The sequence below is a fragment of the Haloferax chudinovii genome (genome assembly GCF_042663345.1).
GTDB lineage: Archaea > Halobacteriota > Halobacteria > Halobacteriales > Haloferacaceae > Haloferax > Haloferax chudinovii.
Genome location: NZ_JBHTAB010000007.1, coordinates 37,278 through 55,613 on the forward strand (window position 1 = coordinate 37,278; position 18,336 = coordinate 55,613).

Consider the following 18,336-nt stretch of genomic DNA (forward strand, 5'->3'; position numbering starts at 1 on the left):
TATGAACGACTGTCCAACTTCCCAGCTCGAACCGTTCGCCGGAGGCATCGTATGTTGACACCCTTGCAGACCGACCTCGCCTCGGTCGTCGAGGGCGTGAACCTCGTGTGGGTCCTCACCGTCACGTTCCTCATCTTCTTCATGCACGCCGGCTTCGCCATGCTCGAAGCCGGGCAGGTCCGCGCGAAGAACGTCGCCAACCAACTGACCAAGAACCTGCTGACGTGGAGCATCGGCGTCATCGTGTTCTTCCTGCTCGGCGCGGCCGTGTCGTCCATCGTCGCCGCCCTCACCGGCGGCCCCGCGACGACGATTTCCGGGGCGTTCATGAGCCTCTACGCGCCCGCCGCCTCGGCGACGACGGCGTGGGTCGACTGGCTGTTCGGCGCTGTCTTCGCCATGACCGCCGCCACCATCGTCTCCGGTGCCGTGGCGGGGCGCGCCCGGCTCCGCGCGTACCTCACGTACACCATCCTCATCGCGGGCGTCATCTACCCCGTCGTAGTCGGCTTCACGTGGGGCGGCGGCTTCCTCTCCGCCCTCGGCTTCCACGACTTCGCCGGCGGCATGATCGTCCACGGCATGGGCGGCATCGCCGGCCTCACCGCGGCGTGGATTATCGGCCCCCGGATGGACCGCTTCAAGCCCGACGGCACCGCGAACGTCATCCCCGGCCACTCCATCACGTTCGCCGTCCTCGGCACGCTCATCCTCGCGTTCGGCTGGTACGGCTTCAACGTCGGCACCGCCGCCGCGCCGCTGGCGTACGCCGACGGCGCGGTCACGCTCGGCTCGTTCGCCTACGTCGGCCGCGTCGCCCTCGTGACGACCCTCGGCATGGCCGCCGGCGCAATCGGCGCGGGCGGCGTCGCCATGTACAAGACCGGCAAGGTCGACACGCTCTACGTCGCTAACGGCGTCCTCGCCGGCCTCGTCGGCGTCACCGCCATCGCCAACGACATCGTCTGGCCGGGCGCGCTGGTCGTCGGCCTCCTCGCCGGCGCACAGCTCCCGGTCGTCTTCGAGTTCGTGGAAAAGCGCCTCCAAATCGACGACGTGTGTGCGGTTTTCCCCGTCCACGGCTCCGCGGGCGTCCTCGGGACGCTCCTCTACCCGGTGTTCGCCGTCCCGCTGTGGCACGACGGCGCGTCGTTCGTCTCGCTCGCCGTCCCGCAGGTCATCGGCGTCGGCGTCATCGCCATCTGGACGTTCGTCGCGACCGCGGTCGTCTTCGGCGGCTTCCGCGCCGTCGGACAGGTCCGCGTCTCCTCGGCCCACGAACGCGAGGGCCTCGACACCGCCGAGCACGGCGTCGATACCTACCCCGAGTTCGGCTCGCCCGACGCCGACACCGGCATCCGCACCGACGGCTCCGGCGTCCCGAGCGGGGATGGATTCATGACGACGGGCCGGGAGGACTAACCCATGAGTGATTCAGACGTTCCGAACGACGGCGACATCAAACTCGTCATGGCGGTCATCCGCCCCGACAAGCTCTCGGACGTGAAGACCGCACTCGCCGAAATCGGCGCGCCGTCGCTCACCGTCACCAACGTCTCCGGTCGCGGCTCTCAGCCCGCAAAAAAGAGCCAGTGGCGCGGCGAGGAGTACACCGTCGACCTCCACCAGAAGGTCAAAGTCGAGTGCGTCGTCGCCGATATCCCGGCCGGCGACGTGGTCGACGCCATCGCCGACGCCGCCCACACGGGCGAGAAAGGCGACGGGAAGGTGTTCACCTTCCCCGTCGAGAGCGCGGTCCAAGTCCGCACCGGCAAGACCGGACGCGACGCGGTCTGAACCCCGCGGCCGTTCTCTCGTCGTCGCTCACGGCCCCTCACGGGCCGAGCGCCGACCCCACGCGAAACCGTTTTTCCGCTCCGCACCGAGCGTCGTGACGATGAGCGGTGGCTCCACGTGGTGACTGTCGCGGTCCTCGGCGGGCTCGCCGTCGCGCTGTGCGGACTGGCCGCCGTCGGCCTGCTCGCCGACCGGTATCTCGCCGAACCCGCCGACCTCCGCGCCGACCTCCTCGTCAGCGACGCGAACAAGTGGGCCGTCTTCGCCCTCCTGTGCGGCTACGTCCTCGTCGTCGAGGGGCGGCCGCTGTCGTCGATGAGCGGCCGCGCGCTCGACCCCCTCGCGTTCGTCGCGGTGGTCGGCGGCGGCGTCTTCGTCCTCTTCGCCGCGAACGCGGTGACGACGCCCGTCTTCGACCGACTCGGCGTGGGCGGCCTCGACGAGGGGCTGGCGGGACTGGGCTCGCTGTCGGTCAGACACCGGCTCTTCGTGGCCGGAACCGCCGGGATTACGGAGGAAGTGCTGTTTCACGGCTACGCTATCGAGCGGCTCCTCGAACTCACCGGCAGTCCGCTCCTCGCGGGCGGCGTCTCGTTCGCCGCGTTCACCGCGAGCCACGCCGTCGGCTGGGAGCGCGGCGCGGTCGCCAGAATCGCCGTCCCCGCGCTCCTGACGACGGTTATGTACCTCCTCGTGCGCGACGTGGTCGCGCTCGTCTGCATCCACGCGCTCAACGACGCGGTCGGACTGCTGTTGGTCGGGTCGGTCGAGAACGCCGGCGACGCCGACGGCCCTGACACCGCCGCCGACGGGACAGCCCGGTAGGTCGCCGCGAACTCGGCGCGACGGTAGTTCACCGGTGGCAGGTGCGGCCGACCCAGTAAGGTCTTTCCCGCGAGCGGCCGAACCGCCGCGCATGAACCACGACGAGTCACGGTCGCTGTACGACCGCGCGCTGTCCGTGCTCGCGGGCGGCGTGAACTCCTCGGTCCGGGCGACGCAACCGTACCCGTTTTTCGTCGAGCGCGGCGACGGCGCGCACGTCATCGACGCCGACGGGAACCGCTACATCGACTACGTGATGGGCTACGGGCCGCTCCTCTACGGCCACGACGCGCCCGACCCCGTCCAGTCGGCGGTCCAGAAGCACGCCGCCGCCGGGCCGATGTACGGCGCGCCGACCGAAATCGAGGTCGAGCACGCCGAGTTCGTCGCGCGGCACGTCCCCTCCGTCGAGATGCTTCGGTTCGTCAACTCCGGCACTGAGGCGACCGTCTCGGCGGTCCGCCTCGCCCGCGGCGTCACCGACCGCGACAAAATCGTCGTCATGCAGGGCGGCTACCACGGCGCACAGGAGTCCACGCTCGTCGAGGGCGGCCCGGGCGGCGCGAAACCCTCGACGCCCGGCATCCCCTCGTCGTTCGCCGACCACACCATCCCCGTCCCGTTCAACGACGAGGAGACCGTCCGCGAGGTGTTCGAGGAACACGGCGAGGACATCGCGGCGGTGCTGACCGAGCCGATTCTGGCGAACACGGGCATCGTCCAGCCGGTCGACGGCTACCTCGAAGCCCTCCGCGACGTGACCGAGGCACACGGCGCGCTCCTCATCTTCGACGAGGTCATCACCGGCTTCCGCGTCGGCGGCCTCCAGTGCGCGCAGGGCAAGTTCGGCGTCACGCCCGACCTCACGACGTTCGGGAAGATTATCGGCGGCGGCTTCCCCGTCGGCGCGGTCGGCGGCAAGGCCGAACTCGTCGAACAGTTCACCCCCGCCGGCGACGTGTTCCAGTCGGGCACCTTCTCGGGCCACCCGGTCACGATGGCCGCGGGCCACGAGTACCTGAAGTACGCCGCCGAAAACGACGTGTACGAACACGTCGACCGCCTCGGCGAGAAGCTTCGAGCGGGCATCACCGACATCCTCGAAGAACAGGCCCCCGAGTACACCGTCGTCGGCACGGACTCGATGTTCAAGACGGTGTTCACGCGCCACGGGGTTGCCGAACGGGCCGACGCCTGCGCCGACGGCTGTTCGCAGGTCGAGTCGTGTCCCAACTACGACGCCTGTCCGAAGACCGGCGCGGACGTGTCGAAGGCGGAGACCGACCGCTGGGAGCGCGTCTTCTGGCAGGAGATGAAAGACCGGGGCGTCTTCCTCACGGCGAATCAGTTCGAGTCGCAGTTCGTCTCCTACGCCCACACCGACGAGGACATCGAGGAGACGCTGGAAGCGTACAAAGCGGCGCTGTAGACCCGAATTGACGATTCACCGGACGGCCGCGCGCTTTCGTTTCACGACTCCGACCCGGTCGCCCGAGCGAACCCGAGGTACGCCGGGAGCCCGATGACGGCGGCCAGTCCGGCGGTGAGGAAAAACGGGACGACGCCGGTCGGGTCCGGCGCGAAGATGAAGCCGAGCGGGAGGGCGACGACGAACGCGACGCCGAAGACGAGGGCGAGACGAGCGGACCTGTGCACGTCGGAGTCGTCGCCGCGGCGGCCGATAACTGTTCGGCACGGCGAGACGGGCGCGAGCCGGTCGACGCGAGCGGCGTTCGCCCGCGTAAATGCAAGCCCGACGCGAACCCGACGCGAGTCCGACGCGACCCCGAGGCGAACCCGGCTCACTCGGTCCGCAGTCGCGCCTCGGCCGCCCGCCACAGCGGCGGGTAGGTCAGGGCGACGCCGACGCCGAGACAGACCGCCCACGAGACGAGGATGCCGGCCGGGTTCCCGTGGAGTTCGAGGAGGACCAACAGCGGAATCCAGAGGGCGGTCACGACGAGGCCGGTGCCCCAGACGCGGGCGACGAGGCGGAGGCGGAGGGGGCGCGCGAGGAGGAGCGCGAGCGCGACGAGCGCGGCCGCGACGAGGCCGGCGAACCACGGGGCTTCGACGCCGACCGAGGAGAGAAACACGTCGAGGGGCGCGACGACCGAGGTCAGGCCGAACAGGAGGAGCGCGACGACGACGAGGTCGCCGACCTGCCGGACGGCCGAATCGAGGGCGGGCATCGTCCGGGTCGTCGCGCGGGGACTGTATCGGTCTTCCGTTCGGGGTCGGACCGGCGTGCGGGAGCGAACTGGTGGGCTTTTCAACGCGGGGGCCGGACTGACGCGTATGAGTACAACACTTCGCTTGGCGACGCGAGGGTCGGCGCTCGCTCGCGCGCAGGCCGCGAGCGTGCAGGGGGCGCTCGCGGGCCGCCGACTCGACGTCGAACTCGTCGAAGTCGAGACCACGGGCGACCGGATTCAGGACGAACTCATCCACCGACTGGGCAAGACCGGCGCGTTCGTCCGCGCGCTCGACGAGCGCGTCCTCGACGGCGAGGTCGACGCCGCGGTCCACTCGATGAAGGACATGCCGACCGAGAAGCCCGCCGACCTCGTCGTCGCCGGCGTGCCCGAGCGCGCGCCGGCCGGCGACGTGCTCGTGACGGCCGAGGGCCACGACATCGACGACCTCCCGGAGGGAGCCGTCGTCGGCACGTCGTCGCTCCGCCGGCAGGCCCAACTGCTGAACTACCGCGACGACCTCGACGTCGAACCGCTCCGCGGCAACGTCGACACCCGCATCGAGAAACTGCTGGCGACGCACCTCCAGCGCGAACACGAGGCCCGCGTCGAAAACGACAAAGAGCGGCAAGAAAAGAAGGGCAGGACCGACCACGACGAGGCGTTCGACGAGACCGCAGACGAGTGGTTCGAGGGACTCACCGAACTCGAACGACAGGCGCTCGCCCGGAAGGTCGAAACCGAGTACGACGCCATCGTCCTCGCCGAGGCGGGGCTCAAGCGAAGCGGGCTCACCGAGAAGGTGAACTACGAGCGCCTGCCGCGGACGACGTTCGTCCCCGCGCCCGGACAGGGAGCCATCGCCGTAACCGCCGCGGACTCGGAGGTCATCGACCTCCTGCGCGACAAACTCGACCATCCGCGGACCCGCGTCGAGACGACCGTCGAGCGGACCATCCTCGCCGAACTCGGCGGCGGCTGTATCGCCCCGGTCGGCGTCCACGCCCTCCTGCAGGGCGAACACGTCCACGTCGACGTGCAGGTGCTCGCGACCGACGGCTCGGAGTCCATCAAGACCTCGCGGGACCTCCCCGTCGGCAACCACGCCAACGCCGCTCGCGAGTTCGCGGCGGCCCTGCGCGACCGCGGTGCCGGGGAGTTAGTCGACGCCGCCCGCGAGGAGGCCGAGGAGTGAGATGACGGCCGACGACCAGCGAGCGACGACCGACGAGCACTCGGACGGAGACGCGACTGACGGCGACGGCGTCGGCACGGTCCACCTCGTCGGGAGCGGTCCGGGCGACCCGGAACTGCTGACGATGAAGGCCGCCCGCCTCATCGACGAGGCGGACGTGGTGCTCCACGACAAGCTCCCCGGCCCGGAGATTCTTGGGATGATTCCGGCCGAGAAGCGCGAGGACGTGGGCAAGCGCGCCGGCGGGGAGTGGACGCCGCAGGAGTACACGAACACCCGACTGGTCGAACTCGCCCGCGAGGGTAAGGACGTGGTGCGCCTGAAGGGCGGCGACCCGTTCGTCTTCGGCCGGGGCGGCGAGGAGATAGAACACCTCGCCGACAACGGGATTCCCTTCGAGGTCGTCCCGGGAATCACCTCGGCGGTCGCCGGCCCCGGGTCGGCGGGCATCCCCGTCACCCACCGCGACCACGTCTCGTCGGTGTCGTTCGTCACCGGCCACGAGGACCCGACGAAAGACGAGTCCGCGGTCGACTGGGACGCGCTCGCCGCGACCGGCGGGACGCTCGTCGTGCTCATGGGCGTCGGCAAACTCCCGCTGTACACCGCCGAACTCCGCGAGGCGGGGATGGACGGCGACACGCCCGTCGCCCTCATCGAGCGGGCGACGTGGCCCGACATGCGCGTCGCCACCGGCACGCTCGACACCATCGTCGACGCGCGCGACGAGGCCGACATCGAACCGCCCGCAATCACCGTCATCGGCGAGGTTGCGGCGACCCGCGACCGCGTCAAGCGGTTCCTGCAGGGCGGCGGCGCGGACGCCCTCGCTGAGGCCGACGCGACCGCGGGAGGTACCGGAGGAGACGAATGAGCCAGCAGGTCCGCACGGCCGTCTTCCGCCCCGACGACGACCGCATCGAGCGCGCCGTCGAACTCCTCGACTCGCTCGGCGCGACGCCCGTACCCGACCCGATGCTCGCAATCGAGCCGACCGGCGCGACGCCCGAACCCGGCGCGTTCGTCGTCCTGACGAGCAAGACCGGCGTCGAGCTCCTCGACGAGGCCGGCTGGAACCCCGGCGACTCGGTGCTGTGCTGTATCGGCCCCGCGACCGCCGACGCCGCCCGCGAGGCGGGGTGGACGGTCGACCGCGTCCCCGACGAGTACACCTCGGCCGGGCTGGTCGAACACCTCGCGCCCGACGTGGACGGCGCGACGGTCGAAGTCGCCCGGAGCGACCACGGCAGTCCGGTCCTCACGGACGGCCTGCGCGACGCGGGCGCGGACGTTCACGAGACGGTGCTCTACCGACTTGTCCGCCCCGAGGGAGCCGGGAAGTCGGCTGAGATGGCCGCCGCCGGCGACCTCGAAGCCGCCCTCTTCACCTCGTCACTCACGGTCGAACACTTCCTCGACGCCGCCGCGGAGCGGGGTGTCCGCGACGAGGCAGTCGCCGGCCTGAACGACGCGGTCGTCGGCGCAATCGGGCCACCGACCCGCGACACCGCGGCGTCCCACGGCATCGACGTGACCGTCGTCCCCGACGAGGCGACGTTCGAAGCGCTCGCGGTCGCCGCGGTCGAGACTGCCGCGCCGACGTACCACGAGTGACGTGACGGGGAGCGAGGCGGGAGACGAGACGGGAGACGGCTCGTGGCGCGCGGTCGGCTCGGTCGCCGGCTGGCAGACCGCCGCGAGCCTCTGTTACTACGCCATCTTCGCGGCGACCGGCTTCGTCCGCGACGCGTTTTCGGTCTCCGAGTCGCTGGTCGGGCTGTTCCTGACCGCCGGTCTGCTCGGCTACACGGTGTTTCTCTTTCCGAGCGGCGCGGCCGTCGACGGCTACGGCGAAAAGCCCGTGATGGTCGTCGGCCTGCTGGCGCTGTCGGTCGCGCTCGTCGGCGTCACGTTCGCGCCGCCGTCGTACGCGCTGTTGTTGGTGACGGTGGCGCTCCTCGGTGCGGCCTACTCGACCGCGATGCCGGCGTCGAACCGCGGCATCGTCGCGGCCGCGCCCGCCGGGAGCAAGAACCTCGCCATGGGGCTGAAACAGGTCGGCGTCACCCTCGGGAGCGGAGCGTCGTCGCTCGTCGTCACCGGTGTCGCCGTCGTCGCGGCGTGGCAGGTCGGCTTCTGGGCCATCGCCGTCTTCGCCGCCGGCTACGCGCTCGTCTTCGCGACGCGCTACCGCGGGAATCCGGGAACCGGCCGGCTCGAACGACCCCGGCTCGCCGGCCTCGGCGACAACCGCGCCTACGTCGCGCTCGTCGCCGCCGCGCTGTTCATCGGCGCGTCCATCTTCTCGATGCTCGGCTACACCGTCCTCTACGTGCAGGACGTGGTCGGGACCGGCCCCGCCCTCGCCGGGGGCGTCCTCGCGGCGACGCAGGTGACCGGAAGCGTCGGCCGCATCGGTGCGGGGAGCCTCGCCGACCGTCTCGGCGGGCCCCGCGGCGCGGCCACCGTCGCGCTCGTCCAGCTGGCCGGGGCGGTCGTCCTCTTTTCGCTCCTCGTCGGCGCGGGCGGCTCGTTCGCGCTCACCATCGCCGTCTTCGTCGCGCTCGGCCTCACCATCCACGGCTCGACCGGCGTCTTCTACTCCTGTCTGAGCGGCGTCGTCGACGACGGCGACATCGGCGCGGCGACCGCCGGCGGCCAGACCGCGCTCAACGTCGGCGGCCTCGTCGCCCCGCCGCTTTTCGGCTTCGTCGTGGAGTCGACGGGCTACGGAGCCGGCTGGGCGCTCGTCGCCGGCTCGACGGTGCTCGCGGCCGTCCTCCTGTTCGTCGTCCGGCGGCGAATCTGACCGGCGGTCGCGGCCGACCAGTCCCGCGTCCCGCGAGCGAACCTTCTTATACCGAACCGCGGCACCGACGGCCGTGTTCGCCGTCGAACTGGAGTGGAAACGAAGGGGTCGGGTGGCCGGACTACCAGCGTTTATGCCCGAGAGGGCGTGAGTACCACACCAATGGACGGACCCGTCCCCGAACTCACCGAGCACGCGGCGGCCTGCGCGGCCCGCCTCCGTGACGCCGACCGGGTGCTTCTCGCCTCGCACATCGACGCCGACGGGTTGACGAGCGCCGGCATCGCCTCGACCGCGCTCGAACGCGCCGGCATCGCCTTCGAAACGGTGTTCTGCCGCCAACTCGACGAGGCCGCCGTGGCCGACATCGCGGCGACCGACTACGACACCGTGCTGTTCACGGACTTCGGAAGCGGCCAGCTCGACATCGTCGCCGAATACGAGGCGGCGGGCGACTTCCACCCTGTCATCGCCGACCACCACCAGCCCGCCGAGGGCGTCGAGACCGACCACCACCTCAACCCGCTCCGATTCGGCCTCAACGGCGCGAGCGAACTCTCCGGCGCGGGCGCGAGCTACGTCCTCGCGCGGGCGCTCGAACCCGAGGACGCTGACGGGCACAGCCCGTCCGCTCGTGAGACGGGCTCTCACACTGGCGACAACCGCGACCTCGCCGCCCTCGCGGTCGTCGGCGCAGTCGGCGATATGCAGGACACGAACGGCGAACTCCGCGGGGCAAACGCGGGCATCGTCGACGAGGGCGTCGCGGCCGGCGTCGTCGAGGAGAGCACCGACCTCCGCATCTACGGCCGCCAGACCCGCGCGCTCCCGAAACTGCTCCAGTACGCGACCGACGTGCGCATCCCCGGCATCTCGAACAACGAGGCCGGAGCCATCGAGTTCCTCACCAAACTCGACGTGGCCTGCCGCGACGACGACGGCGAGTGGAAGCGCTGGGTCGACCTCACCGGCGACGAGCGCCAGACGCTCGCCAGCGCCCTGATTCGCCGCGCCATCGCCAGCGGCGTGCCCGCCTCTCGCATCGACGACCTCGTGGGGACGACCTACGTGCTCTCTCGGGAACAGGAGGGGACCGAACTCCGCGACGTGAGCGAGTTCTCGACGCTCCTGAACGCGACCGCGCGCTACGACCGCGCCGACGTGGGCCTCGCGGTCTGTCTCGGCGAGCGCGACGCGGCGCTCGACAGAGCGCGCAGGCTCCTGCGAAACCACCGCAAGAACCTCTCGAACGGCCTCCAGTGGGTGAAGGAACACGGCGTCCGCGTCGAGGATAACCTCCAGTGGTTCGACGCGGGCAGTGAGATACGCGAGACCATCGTCGGCATCGTCGCCGGGATGGCCGTCGGCACCGACGCGACCCGAAGCGGGATTCCCGTCCTCGCGTTCGCCGACACCGAGGAGGGCGAGGTGAAAGTCTCCTCGCGCGGGTCGTACGTGATGGTCCGAGACGGACTGGACCTCTCGGCGGTCATGCGCGAGGCGTCTCGGGCGGTCGGCGGCGACGGCGGCGGCCACGACGTCGCCGCGGGCGCGACGATTCCGAAAGGGAAAGTCGAGGCGTTCATCGCCGAGGCGGACCGCATCGTCGGCGAGCAGTTGGCTGAGAACGCGGACTAATCGTCGACCGGGTTCGACCCGAACCGCGCGGGCACCCAGTTTTGACTGTCGATTGGCGGACGTTCGTATCCGGTGTCGTCCTGTCGAGACGGGAGTTCGATTGGGTCGGGTGTCAGGTCCTCGTAGTCGATTTGGTCCAGCAGGTGCGAGATGCAGTTGAGTCGCGCGTGGCGCTTCACGTCGGCGTTGACGACGTGCCACGGGGCCTCGTCGACGTCGGTGTGTTCGAACATCCGGTCTTTGGCCTCCGAGTAGTCGGCCCACCGCGAGCGCGCTTCGAGGTCCATCGGACTGAGCTTCCAGCGGCGCTTCGGGTCCTCGTTTCGCTTCTGGAACCGCCGTTCCTGTTCTTCGTCGCTGATGGAGAACCAGTACTTGACGAGGACGATACCCGAGCGGACGAGCATCCGCTCGAACTCGGGGCAGGTCCGCAGGAACTCCTCGTACTCCTCGTCGGTGCAGAAGCCCATCACCCGCTCGACGCCCGCGCGGTTGTACCAACTCCGGTCGAAAAGCACCATCTCGCCCTCAGTCGGAAGCTGTTCGACGTACCGCTGGAAGTACCACTGGCCGCGCTCTCGCTCCGTGGGCGTGCCGAGCGCGACGACCCGCGCCACCCGCGGATTGAGCCGGCGAGTGATGCGCTTGATGACGCCGCCTTTCCCCGCGGCGTCGCGGCCCTCGAAGACGACGCAGACCCGGAGGTCGTGTTCCTTTATCCAGTACTGGAGTTTCACCAGCTCCTCCTGGAGACGGTTCAGCTCGCGTTTGTAGTGTTTCTTCTTGAGGACGCCCTCGTCGTCGTAGCGGGGCTCGTCGGCGGACATACGAGAACTGCGTGCGCTGTAAACAAATAGCAGGTGGAGAAGATGGGTCGGCGCGGCGGCTCAGAGCTCCGAACAGACCTGCTCGCCGCTCACGAGTTCCGGGACGACCACGTCGCGGCCCAGTTCGCGGAACCGCGCCGACACCGTGTTGCCGAAGGTTCCGTAGCCGCAGACGATTACTTGTGTTCGAGCGTGTATTCTCTTAGATAGCCAATATTCAACGACGTTCCGAGCATAACTCCGGTTGTCTTTAACCACCACGACGTTCTGGCTACGACTCCCCGTTTCGAGTTCGAGCACCGTAGTTGAGGCCGGCACGCTCAATGCATACCAGAGCGAGCGTACTTCTTCCCACACCGCATATTCGATATCCTGGAGGTTTAGCAAAATATTTAAATATTAGAATGTGTTTCTCCATTATGGAGAATAATCCGTAATTTCCATAGAGGTCAATCATCCGAGCGCTCGGAGTCGAATACAGTACTATGCCACCTCACCGCGACCCACACGACGAACCCGGACACGAACACCCACATGACGACCCACCGGATTCTCCGGGCCCTCCTCACGAAGAGCCACACACACAGGAACCACCACATCCAGAGGACTCCACCGAACACTCAAGAGACGCCGACGGCTTTCTGTTCGTCGTTTCATACGAGGACGATGCAGAACGGAAACGCGCGGAGTACCTGTTCAACACCTGGGAAGGCGGAAATCTATACAAACCAGAAGGAATAGTCCGCGTTGCGGAGGAGGTCGATCAGGAGGAGTTGTACGAGGACCTACTCGTCAGATTTCGGCCCGAACAGATCGATGCGTACGCGCTCTCGTCGATCAAGGCCCCACGTACGCCCGAACAACGCTCTATAGAACGATCAATCACTGCAGACCCAGACACGGTCCGTTCGATGGTCCAGTACCTAATTTCGAGAAAGAAAGGAGAAGAAACGGGCGACAGCGCGTACGAAGTGTACACGAACAAGGGACGTGCAGACGTGGAGGTATCGCTCTCGACAGAGGGTGAAGAGACAGCGGTTGTCATCCAGGTCAAGGGACACCCACCCGTCATCGATCAGCTAACGACCTATCTGGAAGCGGAACTCGACGAGTTCGAGGCGAGTCGCTGATGCCCTCACAGGTCCTGGCTGTCGGGATTACTGGTGGGACGTTCGCACTGCTCGCGCGGCCACGGATCGGTGATATCCCACTGAGTCGTGCGATCACGAGTGCTGTCGGGGCTGTCTTGATTGTCTCGCTCGGGTATCTCTCCCCGGAACAAGCCTTGGCAAGCCTCGACACGACGACGCTACTACTATTGTTTGGGATGTTGTGTCATGTCGAGGGGCTCCGACGGAGTGGCTGTTACGAGTGGGCGGCCGCTATCCTCGTCGACCGGTCGGCCAGCGCTCGCCAGTTGACGCTGGGCACGCTCGGACTAAGTGCCCTTCTGAGTGCTGTTGCCCTGAACGATGCGACGGTACTTCTACTGACACCGATCCTCGTTACGGCAACCAGGGTCGGTGATATCGATCCGGTACTGCCGCTGTTGGCCGTCATACTCGGTGCGAATATCGGAAGTTTGGCCACACCGCTCGGCAATCCCCAGAACGCGTTCATACTCGCAGAGAGCGGCATCACCACCGCGAAGTTTGTCACGACCCTCGTGCCGGTGACGGTCGGCGTACTTACCTTCACGGCAGTCGTCTTGTGGGCGGTTGCTGAGACGACACCAGTGCAAGCGGGTGTCGACCGTCCACCGCTCGATATCGGCTGGGGTCTCACTAGCGGTGCGTTCGTTGTGGCGACGCTCGGAGTGCTCGTTATCTTCCCCTCAGGACAACCGGGAGTACTGGCGACGACGATGGGGATCGTGCACATTGCGTGGCTACAGTTCTACCGTCGAGTGCCAGGGGCCGACATCGTTCAGGACCTCGACTGGGGAATCCTCGTCATGTTCGCAGGGATCTTCGTTCTCGTCGGTGCGCTGGAACAGGCAGGTGTCGCACACCTATTGACGACGGCCACCCGGCAGTTCTCGCTCGCTACGCTCACGTTTGGACTCTCGAATCTCGTAAGCAACGTTCCCGCAGTCGTCCTTCTCGCGCATACAGTCGAGTCGACTGGCGAGTGGTTCGTTCTCGCGGCTGTGAGTACACTTGCGGGGGTGGCGACACCGATCGGAAGTGCGGCAACACTCATCGTGCTCGACCAAGCACGTCGCGAGAACGTCGAAATTTCGCTCTGGAAACTCCTCAAAACCGGGTTCCCACTCGCTGTTGCCACCTCAATAGCTGCCGTTGGCGTACTCAAAGTAGTTTGATTGTACAGTTGTGGTATCCGGAGTGAAGTACCGCGAGGATAAACCCCGGGCTCCACCGTTTTGACCGCACGTCCCAAAATGGTCCGTGCCGTCGCAAGCGAATTTAATTCCCCTCGACCTTCCCGGGATGGGTCGGCTGGAATGAACACCTGAACGCCCGATACGTCGTGAGGGTTGGCGGCTCCACTCCGCCCGACAACACCCATCTCACCTGCCGTAGCAGGGTTTTGAGAGGTGCCGCAGTTCTTCGCAACTGCCGGGAGTTGCTTCGGATTACGGTATTTAATACACACCAGAATTTGTCGTATTAATACTGTTGAAGAAGCAGACTGGAATCAGGTAATCAGAGGTCCTAGGCGACACAGACCCACCTGACCCGAGTCTGAAGCACGGCAAGTTCGTTGATTCGGCTGAAATTCTATCCTTGTGGTGCGATAGCCCGGAGAGCCGCAACTTCACTCGGTCACAATTCGATATCGCGGTATATAGTTTATTTTGTGGAGGTCGAAAAGCGATGAGCCGAGAGCAGACCGAGCTCGCGTTCCGTCTGCGGCTCGAAATCCGCGAAATCCTCATATCGGATGGTTGTGTATGTCATGGCACCGGCACGCATGCCGGAGTGGGGTGAACGATGGCGACTGCCAACTCGAACGAGGCCGAATACGACTACCCGGTCGGCTACGAACCGGAGGTACAAACAGAGACGGTCGAACTGGACCGTCGAACCGTCGAGCGACTCGACGCACTGCGCGAGGACGACGAGTCGTACGACGAACTGATAACCGAGCTCGCGTCCATCTTCGTGGCGAGCGAACTCTCCGCCGCGCGCGTGGACAGCCCGCTCATCGAGTGACGCTCCCCGTCGCTCGATTTTCCGTATTTGAGACGCGCTAAGAGTTGAATCGCCGTTCGGGTGACGAGCAGTCGATAAACGCTACGTTGCTATACAAAATCCGTAGTCCCGGCGAACCAACCGTCCGATTTTTTGCCGGGAGCGCGAAAGCTCCGGGTATGACCGACTTCGACCCCGACAAGTTCGAGGACAAGTACGCCAACTACTTCCCCGAACTCCAGCGCGCGTACAAGAACGCCTTCGAGACGATGAACGACGAGTTCGACTCGTCGCTCATCCACGGGGTCGACCAGCAGATTCTCAACGAGTCGGAGCCGTTCTACGAGGACGGCGACTTCTCCGTTCGGCTCCCCGAGAATCCCGCCGAGCGGCTGACGGCGGTCGAAATCGACGACGGCGAGCTGGAAGCCGTCCTCGACCGCTACGTCGACGAGATAGAAGGCGAGCTCCGGCGGGTCTTCGGCGTCGAGGAGTAACCCCGAACCAAAGGCCTAAGCACGTTCACCTCGAAGCCGCGTACATGAGCACGGAGACGCAGGACGGCGAGGACGACCTCAAAGAGCGTGTCGTGAACTTCCTCCGTCGGAACTTCCCGCAGATCCAGATGCACGGCGGTAGCGCGGCCATCCGCGACCTCAACCGCGAGACCGGCGAGGTTACCGTTCTCCTCGGCGGCGCTTGCTCCGGGTGCGGTATCTCCCCGATGACCATCCAGGCCATCAAGACCCGCATGGTCAAGGAGATTCCCGAGATCAACGAGGTCCACGCCGACACCGGCATGGGCGGCGACGGCGGTATGGGCGGCGACAGCCGCGGCGGCAGTCCGTCGTTCCCCGGCGACACCAGCGACGACACGACCGATATCGAAGACGACCAAGGCCCACAGGCTCCGTTCTAACTCGACGATTCGGACGTTTTCGTCCCGTCGGCGGCCGAGAACAGGAGTTTTATCGGCGACTACTCCCCACCCACGGGTATGACTGCCGAGTCGCCCGAGAACGTCCTCTTCGTCGTCATGGACACGGTCCGAAAGGACCACCTCACGACGTACGGCTACGACCGCCCGACGACGCCGGGCCTCGACCGGTTCGCCGACGAGGCGACCGTCTTCGAGCAGGCCGTCGCGCCCGCGCCGTGGACCCTACCGGTCCACGCCTCACTTTTCACCGGGATGTACCCCAGCCAGCACGGGGCCGACCAAGAGAACCCCTATCTGGAAGGCGCGACGACCCTCGCCGAGACGCTCTCGGCGGCCGGCTACGACACCGCCTGTTACTCCTCGAACGCGTGGATAACACCGTACACGCACCTGACCGACGGGTTCGCCGAGCAGGACAACTTCTTCGAGGTCATGCCCGGCGAGTTCCTGTCGGGGCCGCTGGCGAAGGCGTGGAAGACGATGAACGACAGCGACGCGCTCCGGACGCTCGCGGACAAGCTCGTCAGCCTCGGCAACACCGCCCACGAGTACCTCGCCGGCGGCGAGGGCGCGGACTCGAAGACGCCCGCGGTCATCGACCAGACCATCGACTTCGTCGACGATTCCGAGGAGTTCTTCGCGTTCGTCAATCTCATGGACGCGCATCTGCCGTACCACCCGCCCGAAGAGTACAAAGAGCGCTTCGCGCCCGGCGTCGATTCGACCGAGGTCTGCCAGAACTCCAAGGAGTACAACGCCGGTGCCGACGAGATTGACGACGACGAGTGGGAGGACATCAGCGGGCTCTACGACGCCGAAATCGCCCACATCGACGACCAGCTCACCCGACTGTTCGACCATCTGAAAGAGACCGACCGCTGGGACGACACCATGGTCGTCGTCTGCGCCGACCACGGCGAGCTCCACGGCGAACACGGCCTCTACGGCCACGAGTTCTGCCTGTACGACCCGCTCGTCAACGTCCCGCTCATGGTCAAACACCCCGACCTCGACGCGGAGCGACGCGACGACCAAGTCGAACTGGTCGACCTCTACCACACGGTGCTCGACTCGCTCGGCGTCGAGGGCGGCGAGCCCGCGAACCCCGGCGACGACGCGGTCGGCCTCGACCGCACGCGTTCGCTCCTGTCGACCGACTACCGGGAGTTCTCGCGCGCGACGAACGGCGACCCCGGCCAGCGCCGAGACGGCGAGTACGCCTTCGTCGAGTACTCCCGACCCGTGGTCGAGCTCAAGCAGTTAGAGGAGAAGGCGTCGAGCGCGGGCATCACGCTCCCCGAGGACTCGCGGTTCTACTCCCGAATGCGGGCGGCGCGGCGGACCGACGCCAAGTACGTCCGAATCGACCGCATCCCCGACGAGGCCTACCGCATCGACGCCGACCCCGAGGAGACCGAGAACGTCGCCGACGCCGACGACGAGGCAATCGCGGAGACGGAGGCCGCCCTCGCGGAGTTCGAAGACGCCATCGGCGGCGCGTGGACCGACGCGCTCGACACCGACGTGTCGGACGACTCGGTCGACCGGATGGACGACGAGACACAGGACCGACTGCGCGACCTCGGCTACCTCGAATAGCGACCGGCCCGCTCCGACCGGGAGCCCGCTTTATCCCACTACCGAAGCCCCGCTCCCCGTTCCCACGCCCGGAGGAGCGCCGCGAGCGTCCGGTTCGTCGGCACTTCGAAGCCGTGTTCGGCGGCGATGTCGACCACCGCGCCGTTGATGGCGTCGACCTCGGTGCGCTTTTCGGCCGCGACGTCCTGTAGCATCGACGAGCGGTTCGCGGCGGTTTTCTCGACCACGCGGTCGACCGCCTCGCGGGCGACGCGGTTCGAGAGCGAGACCCGTTCTAATCGGGCGACGCGGGCCGTCTCGCGGGCGGCTCGGTGTGCGAGGTCGTTGGCATCGCTCGACCGGAGCGCGCCGTTTTCGACCCGCGAGAGCGCGGTGACGGCGTTGATGCCGGCGTTAACGGCGAGTTTCTCCCAGCGCCGCCGCGGCATGTCGGTCGCGACGAGCGCGTTGACCCCCGCGTCGCGGAACGCCTTGCCGACCCGCTCGGCGAGGGGGTCGGGCCCGCCGTCGAGCGCGCCCAAGACGACCCTGCCGACGCCGGTACACTCGACGCGACCCGGTTCGACGAGCCGCGCCCCGTAAGTCGCCGTCCCCGCGAGGGCGGGCGCGTCGAGGCGAGAGGCGAGCGTCGCCTCGGTGAGTCCGTTCTGGAGTGACAGCACAGCATCCACGTCGCAGTCGGCGAGCGCGTCGGCGGCCCGAGCGGTGTCGAACGACTTGACCGTGACGAGCGCGAGGTCCGCGTCGTGGCCCGTCTCGGCCGTCGTCGCGGTCGGTGAGACGTGCGTCGACTCCGCACCGACGATATCGAGACCGGCCGACGAGACCCGCGCGGCGTGCGGGTCGCGGGCGACGAGCGTCACGTCGTGGACCGACGCGAGGAGGCCGCCGACGAGCGTGCCCAGACTGCCCGCACCGAAGACGAGAATACGCATGGCTCCCCGTACTCGGCAGACGACAAAAATGGCGAGTTTCGCGGCGCGGCGGTCAAATCGGGACCGAGACCTCAGTCCTCGGTCCAGTAGTAGAGGTTCTCCCGTTCGGCACCGCAGTTCGGACAGGTGTCGGGCAGTTCGTCGAGGTCACCCATCTCGCCGCAGTCGCTACACCGCCACATCAACTCGGCCTCGCCGAACTCGTGGCCAGCGCGCTCGTGTTCGATGGACATCCCCGCGAAACCCCCGCGAATCGTGACGTAGAACCCGTCCTCGTCGAATCCGCGGATGCTCCCGAGTTCGCTTCCGTCCTCCGCGTACACCGTCATTCCCACCGTCGGCTCTGTCTCGTCAGCCATATGTGACTACTCGTCGCGCGAGCGAATAAAATGGAACGGCCGAATCGAGGCGAACATCCGCA

Annotated in this window: 21 protein-coding genes; 15 read left to right on the forward strand and 6 right to left on the reverse strand. The window is 67.2% G+C overall.

Annotated elements, in window-relative coordinates; translation table 11 throughout:
• The first annotated feature begins 51 nt into the window (after positions 1 to 51).
• From ACFQI8_RS12995 to hemL, 4 genes are all read left to right on the forward strand, one after another.
• On the forward strand, positions 52 to 1,422 hold the full coding sequence (locus tag ACFQI8_RS12995) for an ammonium transporter (protein ID WP_390245414.1): 1,371 nt from the start codon (positions 52 to 54) through the stop codon (positions 1,420 to 1,422).
• Between the two features lie 3 nt (positions 1,423 to 1,425).
• Positions 1,426 to 1,797, forward strand: a complete 372-nt coding sequence (locus ACFQI8_RS13000) for a P-II family nitrogen regulator (RefSeq protein ID WP_390245416.1) — start codon at positions 1,426 to 1,428, stop codon at positions 1,795 to 1,797.
• 117 nt (positions 1,798 to 1,914) lie between these two features.
• Complete coding sequence (locus ACFQI8_RS13005) at positions 1,915 to 2,622, forward strand: CPBP family glutamic-type intramembrane protease (RefSeq protein ID WP_390245418.1); 708 nt, start codon at positions 1,915 to 1,917, stop codon at positions 2,620 to 2,622.
• A 91-nt stretch (positions 2,623 to 2,713) separates the two neighbouring features.
• Positions 2,714 to 4,051, forward strand: coding sequence for a glutamate-1-semialdehyde 2,1-aminomutase (hemL, locus tag ACFQI8_RS13010; RefSeq protein ID WP_390245420.1), 1,338 nt, complete (start codon positions 2,714 to 2,716; stop codon positions 4,049 to 4,051).
• A 41-nt stretch (positions 4,052 to 4,092) separates the two neighbouring features.
• On the opposite strand, the gene ACFQI8_RS13015 is transcribed toward hemL, so the two are convergent.
• Together ACFQI8_RS13015 and ACFQI8_RS13020 are read right to left on the reverse strand one after the other, a co-directional pair.
• Positions 4,093 to 4,278 carry a hypothetical protein gene (locus ACFQI8_RS13015; protein WP_390245422.1) on the reverse strand — a complete coding sequence of 62 codons (186 nt, stop codon included), beginning with the start codon at positions 4,276 to 4,278 and terminating at the stop codon, positions 4,093 to 4,095.
• Between the two features lie 146 nt (positions 4,279 to 4,424).
• Complete coding sequence (locus ACFQI8_RS13020; RefSeq protein ID WP_390245424.1) at positions 4,425 to 4,814, reverse strand: hypothetical protein; 390 nt, start codon at positions 4,812 to 4,814, stop codon at positions 4,425 to 4,427.
• 124 nt (positions 4,815 to 4,938) lie between these two features.
• On the opposite strand from ACFQI8_RS13020, the gene hemC reads away from it, so the two are divergent.
• From hemC to ACFQI8_RS13045, 5 genes are all read left to right on the forward strand, one after another.
• On the forward strand, positions 4,939 to 6,012 hold the full coding sequence (hemC, locus tag ACFQI8_RS13025; protein ID WP_390245716.1) for a hydroxymethylbilane synthase: 1,074 nt from the start codon (positions 4,939 to 4,941) through the stop codon (positions 6,010 to 6,012).
• A gap of 1 nt (position 6,013) precedes the next feature.
• Complete coding sequence (gene cobA, locus ACFQI8_RS13030; RefSeq protein WP_390245426.1) at positions 6,014 to 6,886, forward strand: uroporphyrinogen-III C-methyltransferase; 873 nt, start codon at positions 6,014 to 6,016, stop codon at positions 6,884 to 6,886.
• A complete protein-coding gene (locus ACFQI8_RS13035; protein WP_390245428.1) occupies positions 6,883 to 7,626 on the forward strand; it encodes a uroporphyrinogen-III synthase in 744 nt (247 codons plus the stop codon). Before cobA ends, ACFQI8_RS13035 begins: the two co-directional genes overlap by 4 nt.
• A gap of 1 nt (position 7,627) precedes the next feature.
• Positions 7,628 to 8,821 carry an MFS transporter gene (locus ACFQI8_RS13040; RefSeq protein ID WP_390245432.1) on the forward strand — a complete coding sequence of 398 codons (1,194 nt, stop codon included), beginning with the start codon at positions 7,628 to 7,630 and terminating at the stop codon, positions 8,819 to 8,821.
• Between the two features lie 162 nt (positions 8,822 to 8,983).
• Positions 8,984 to 10,459: a DHH family phosphoesterase gene (locus tag ACFQI8_RS13045; RefSeq protein WP_390245434.1), complete on the forward strand. Its 1,476-nt coding sequence runs from the start codon at positions 8,984 to 8,986 to the stop codon at positions 10,457 to 10,459.
• Here ACFQI8_RS13045 and ppk2 read toward each other — a convergent pair.
• On the reverse strand, positions 10,456 to 11,286 hold the full coding sequence (gene ppk2 / locus ACFQI8_RS13050; protein WP_390245436.1) for a polyphosphate kinase 2: 831 nt from the start codon (positions 11,284 to 11,286) through the stop codon (positions 10,456 to 10,458). The genes ACFQI8_RS13045 and ppk2 overlap by 4 nt on opposite strands.
• 60 nt (positions 11,287 to 11,346) lie before the next feature.
• A complete protein-coding gene (locus tag ACFQI8_RS13055) occupies positions 11,347 to 11,673 on the reverse strand; it encodes a hypothetical protein (RefSeq protein WP_390245438.1) in 327 nt (108 codons plus the stop codon).
• A gap of 98 nt (positions 11,674 to 11,771) precedes the next feature.
• Here ACFQI8_RS13055 and ACFQI8_RS13060 point away from each other — a divergent pair, with 98 nt between their 5' ends.
• From ACFQI8_RS13060 to ACFQI8_RS13085, 6 genes are all read left to right on the forward strand, one after another.
• Positions 11,772 to 12,416, forward strand: coding sequence for a hypothetical protein (locus ACFQI8_RS13060; protein WP_390245440.1), 645 nt, complete (start codon positions 11,772 to 11,774; stop codon positions 12,414 to 12,416).
• Positions 12,416 to 13,609 (forward strand): ArsB/NhaD family transporter, encoded by a 1,194-nt coding sequence (locus ACFQI8_RS13065; protein ID WP_390245442.1) that lies wholly within the window; start codon positions 12,416 to 12,418, stop codon positions 13,607 to 13,609. Before ACFQI8_RS13060 ends, ACFQI8_RS13065 begins: the two co-directional genes overlap by 1 nt.
• Positions 13,610 to 14,240: 631 nt before the next feature.
• Positions 14,241 to 14,462 carry a DUF7557 family protein gene (locus ACFQI8_RS13070; RefSeq protein ID WP_390245444.1) on the forward strand — a complete coding sequence of 74 codons (222 nt, stop codon included), beginning with the start codon at positions 14,241 to 14,243 and terminating at the stop codon, positions 14,460 to 14,462.
• 158 nt (positions 14,463 to 14,620) lie between these two features.
• Positions 14,621 to 14,938, forward strand: coding sequence for a DUF5783 family protein (locus ACFQI8_RS13075; RefSeq protein WP_390245446.1), 318 nt, complete (start codon positions 14,621 to 14,623; stop codon positions 14,936 to 14,938).
• 44 nt (positions 14,939 to 14,982) lie between these two features.
• Positions 14,983 to 15,360, forward strand: a complete 378-nt coding sequence (locus ACFQI8_RS13080; protein WP_390245448.1) for a NifU family protein — start codon at positions 14,983 to 14,985, stop codon at positions 15,358 to 15,360.
• Positions 15,361 to 15,438: 78 nt separating this feature from the next.
• Positions 15,439 to 16,980 (forward strand): sulfatase, encoded by a 1,542-nt coding sequence (locus ACFQI8_RS13085; RefSeq protein ID WP_390245450.1) that lies wholly within the window; start codon positions 15,439 to 15,441, stop codon positions 16,978 to 16,980.
• 38 nt (positions 16,981 to 17,018) lie between these two features.
• Here the strand turns inward: ACFQI8_RS13085 and ACFQI8_RS13090 are convergent, their stop codons facing one another.
• On the reverse strand, positions 17,019 to 17,915 hold the full coding sequence (locus tag ACFQI8_RS13090) for a ketopantoate reductase family protein (RefSeq protein WP_390245452.1): 897 nt from the start codon (positions 17,913 to 17,915) through the stop codon (positions 17,019 to 17,021).
• 71 nt (positions 17,916 to 17,986) lie between these two features.
• The gene (locus ACFQI8_RS13095; RefSeq protein ID WP_390245454.1) at positions 17,987 to 18,274 is read right to left on the reverse strand and encodes a DUF7130 family rubredoxin-like protein; all 288 of its coding nucleotides are present in this window, start codon (positions 18,272 to 18,274) and stop codon (positions 17,987 to 17,989) included.
• Positions 18,275 to 18,336 lie beyond the last annotated feature (62 nt).

Coding starts and splice junctions, on each gene's coding strand:
- ACFQI8_RS12995 (WP_390245414.1), top strand. CDS start 52: ATGTTGACACCCTTGCAGACCGACCTCGCCTCGGTCGTCGAGGGCGTG.
- ACFQI8_RS13000 (WP_390245416.1), top strand. CDS start 1,426: ATGAGTGATTCAGACGTTCCGAACGACGGCGACATCAAACTCGTCATG.
- hemL (WP_390245420.1), top strand. CDS start 2,714: ATGAACCACGACGAGTCACGGTCGCTGTACGACCGCGCGCTGTCCGTG.
- ACFQI8_RS13020 (WP_390245424.1), bottom strand. CDS start 4,814: ATGCCCGCCCTCGATTCGGCCGTCCGGCAGGTCGGCGACCTCGTCGTC.
- cobA (WP_390245426.1), top strand. CDS start 6,014: ATGACGGCCGACGACCAGCGAGCGACGACCGACGAGCACTCGGACGGA.
- ACFQI8_RS13035 (WP_390245428.1), top strand. CDS start 6,883: ATGAGCCAGCAGGTCCGCACGGCCGTCTTCCGCCCCGACGACGACCGC.
- ACFQI8_RS13045 (WP_390245434.1), top strand. CDS start 8,984: ATGGACGGACCCGTCCCCGAACTCACCGAGCACGCGGCGGCCTGCGCG.
- ppk2 (WP_390245436.1), bottom strand. CDS start 11,286: ATGTCCGCCGACGAGCCCCGCTACGACGACGAGGGCGTCCTCAAGAAG.
- ACFQI8_RS13060 (WP_390245440.1), top strand. CDS start 11,772: ATGCCACCTCACCGCGACCCACACGACGAACCCGGACACGAACACCCA.
- ACFQI8_RS13065 (WP_390245442.1), top strand. CDS start 12,416: ATGCCCTCACAGGTCCTGGCTGTCGGGATTACTGGTGGGACGTTCGCA.
- ACFQI8_RS13070 (WP_390245444.1), top strand. CDS start 14,241: ATGGCGACTGCCAACTCGAACGAGGCCGAATACGACTACCCGGTCGGC.
- ACFQI8_RS13075 (WP_390245446.1), top strand. CDS start 14,621: ATGACCGACTTCGACCCCGACAAGTTCGAGGACAAGTACGCCAACTAC.
- ACFQI8_RS13080 (WP_390245448.1), top strand. CDS start 14,983: ATGAGCACGGAGACGCAGGACGGCGAGGACGACCTCAAAGAGCGTGTC.
- ACFQI8_RS13085 (WP_390245450.1), top strand. CDS start 15,439: ATGACTGCCGAGTCGCCCGAGAACGTCCTCTTCGTCGTCATGGACACG.
- ACFQI8_RS13090 (WP_390245452.1), bottom strand. CDS start 17,915: ATGCGTATTCTCGTCTTCGGTGCGGGCAGTCTGGGCACGCTCGTCGGC.
- ACFQI8_RS13095 (WP_390245454.1), bottom strand. CDS start 18,274: ATGGCTGACGAGACAGAGCCGACGGTGGGAATGACGGTGTACGCGGAG.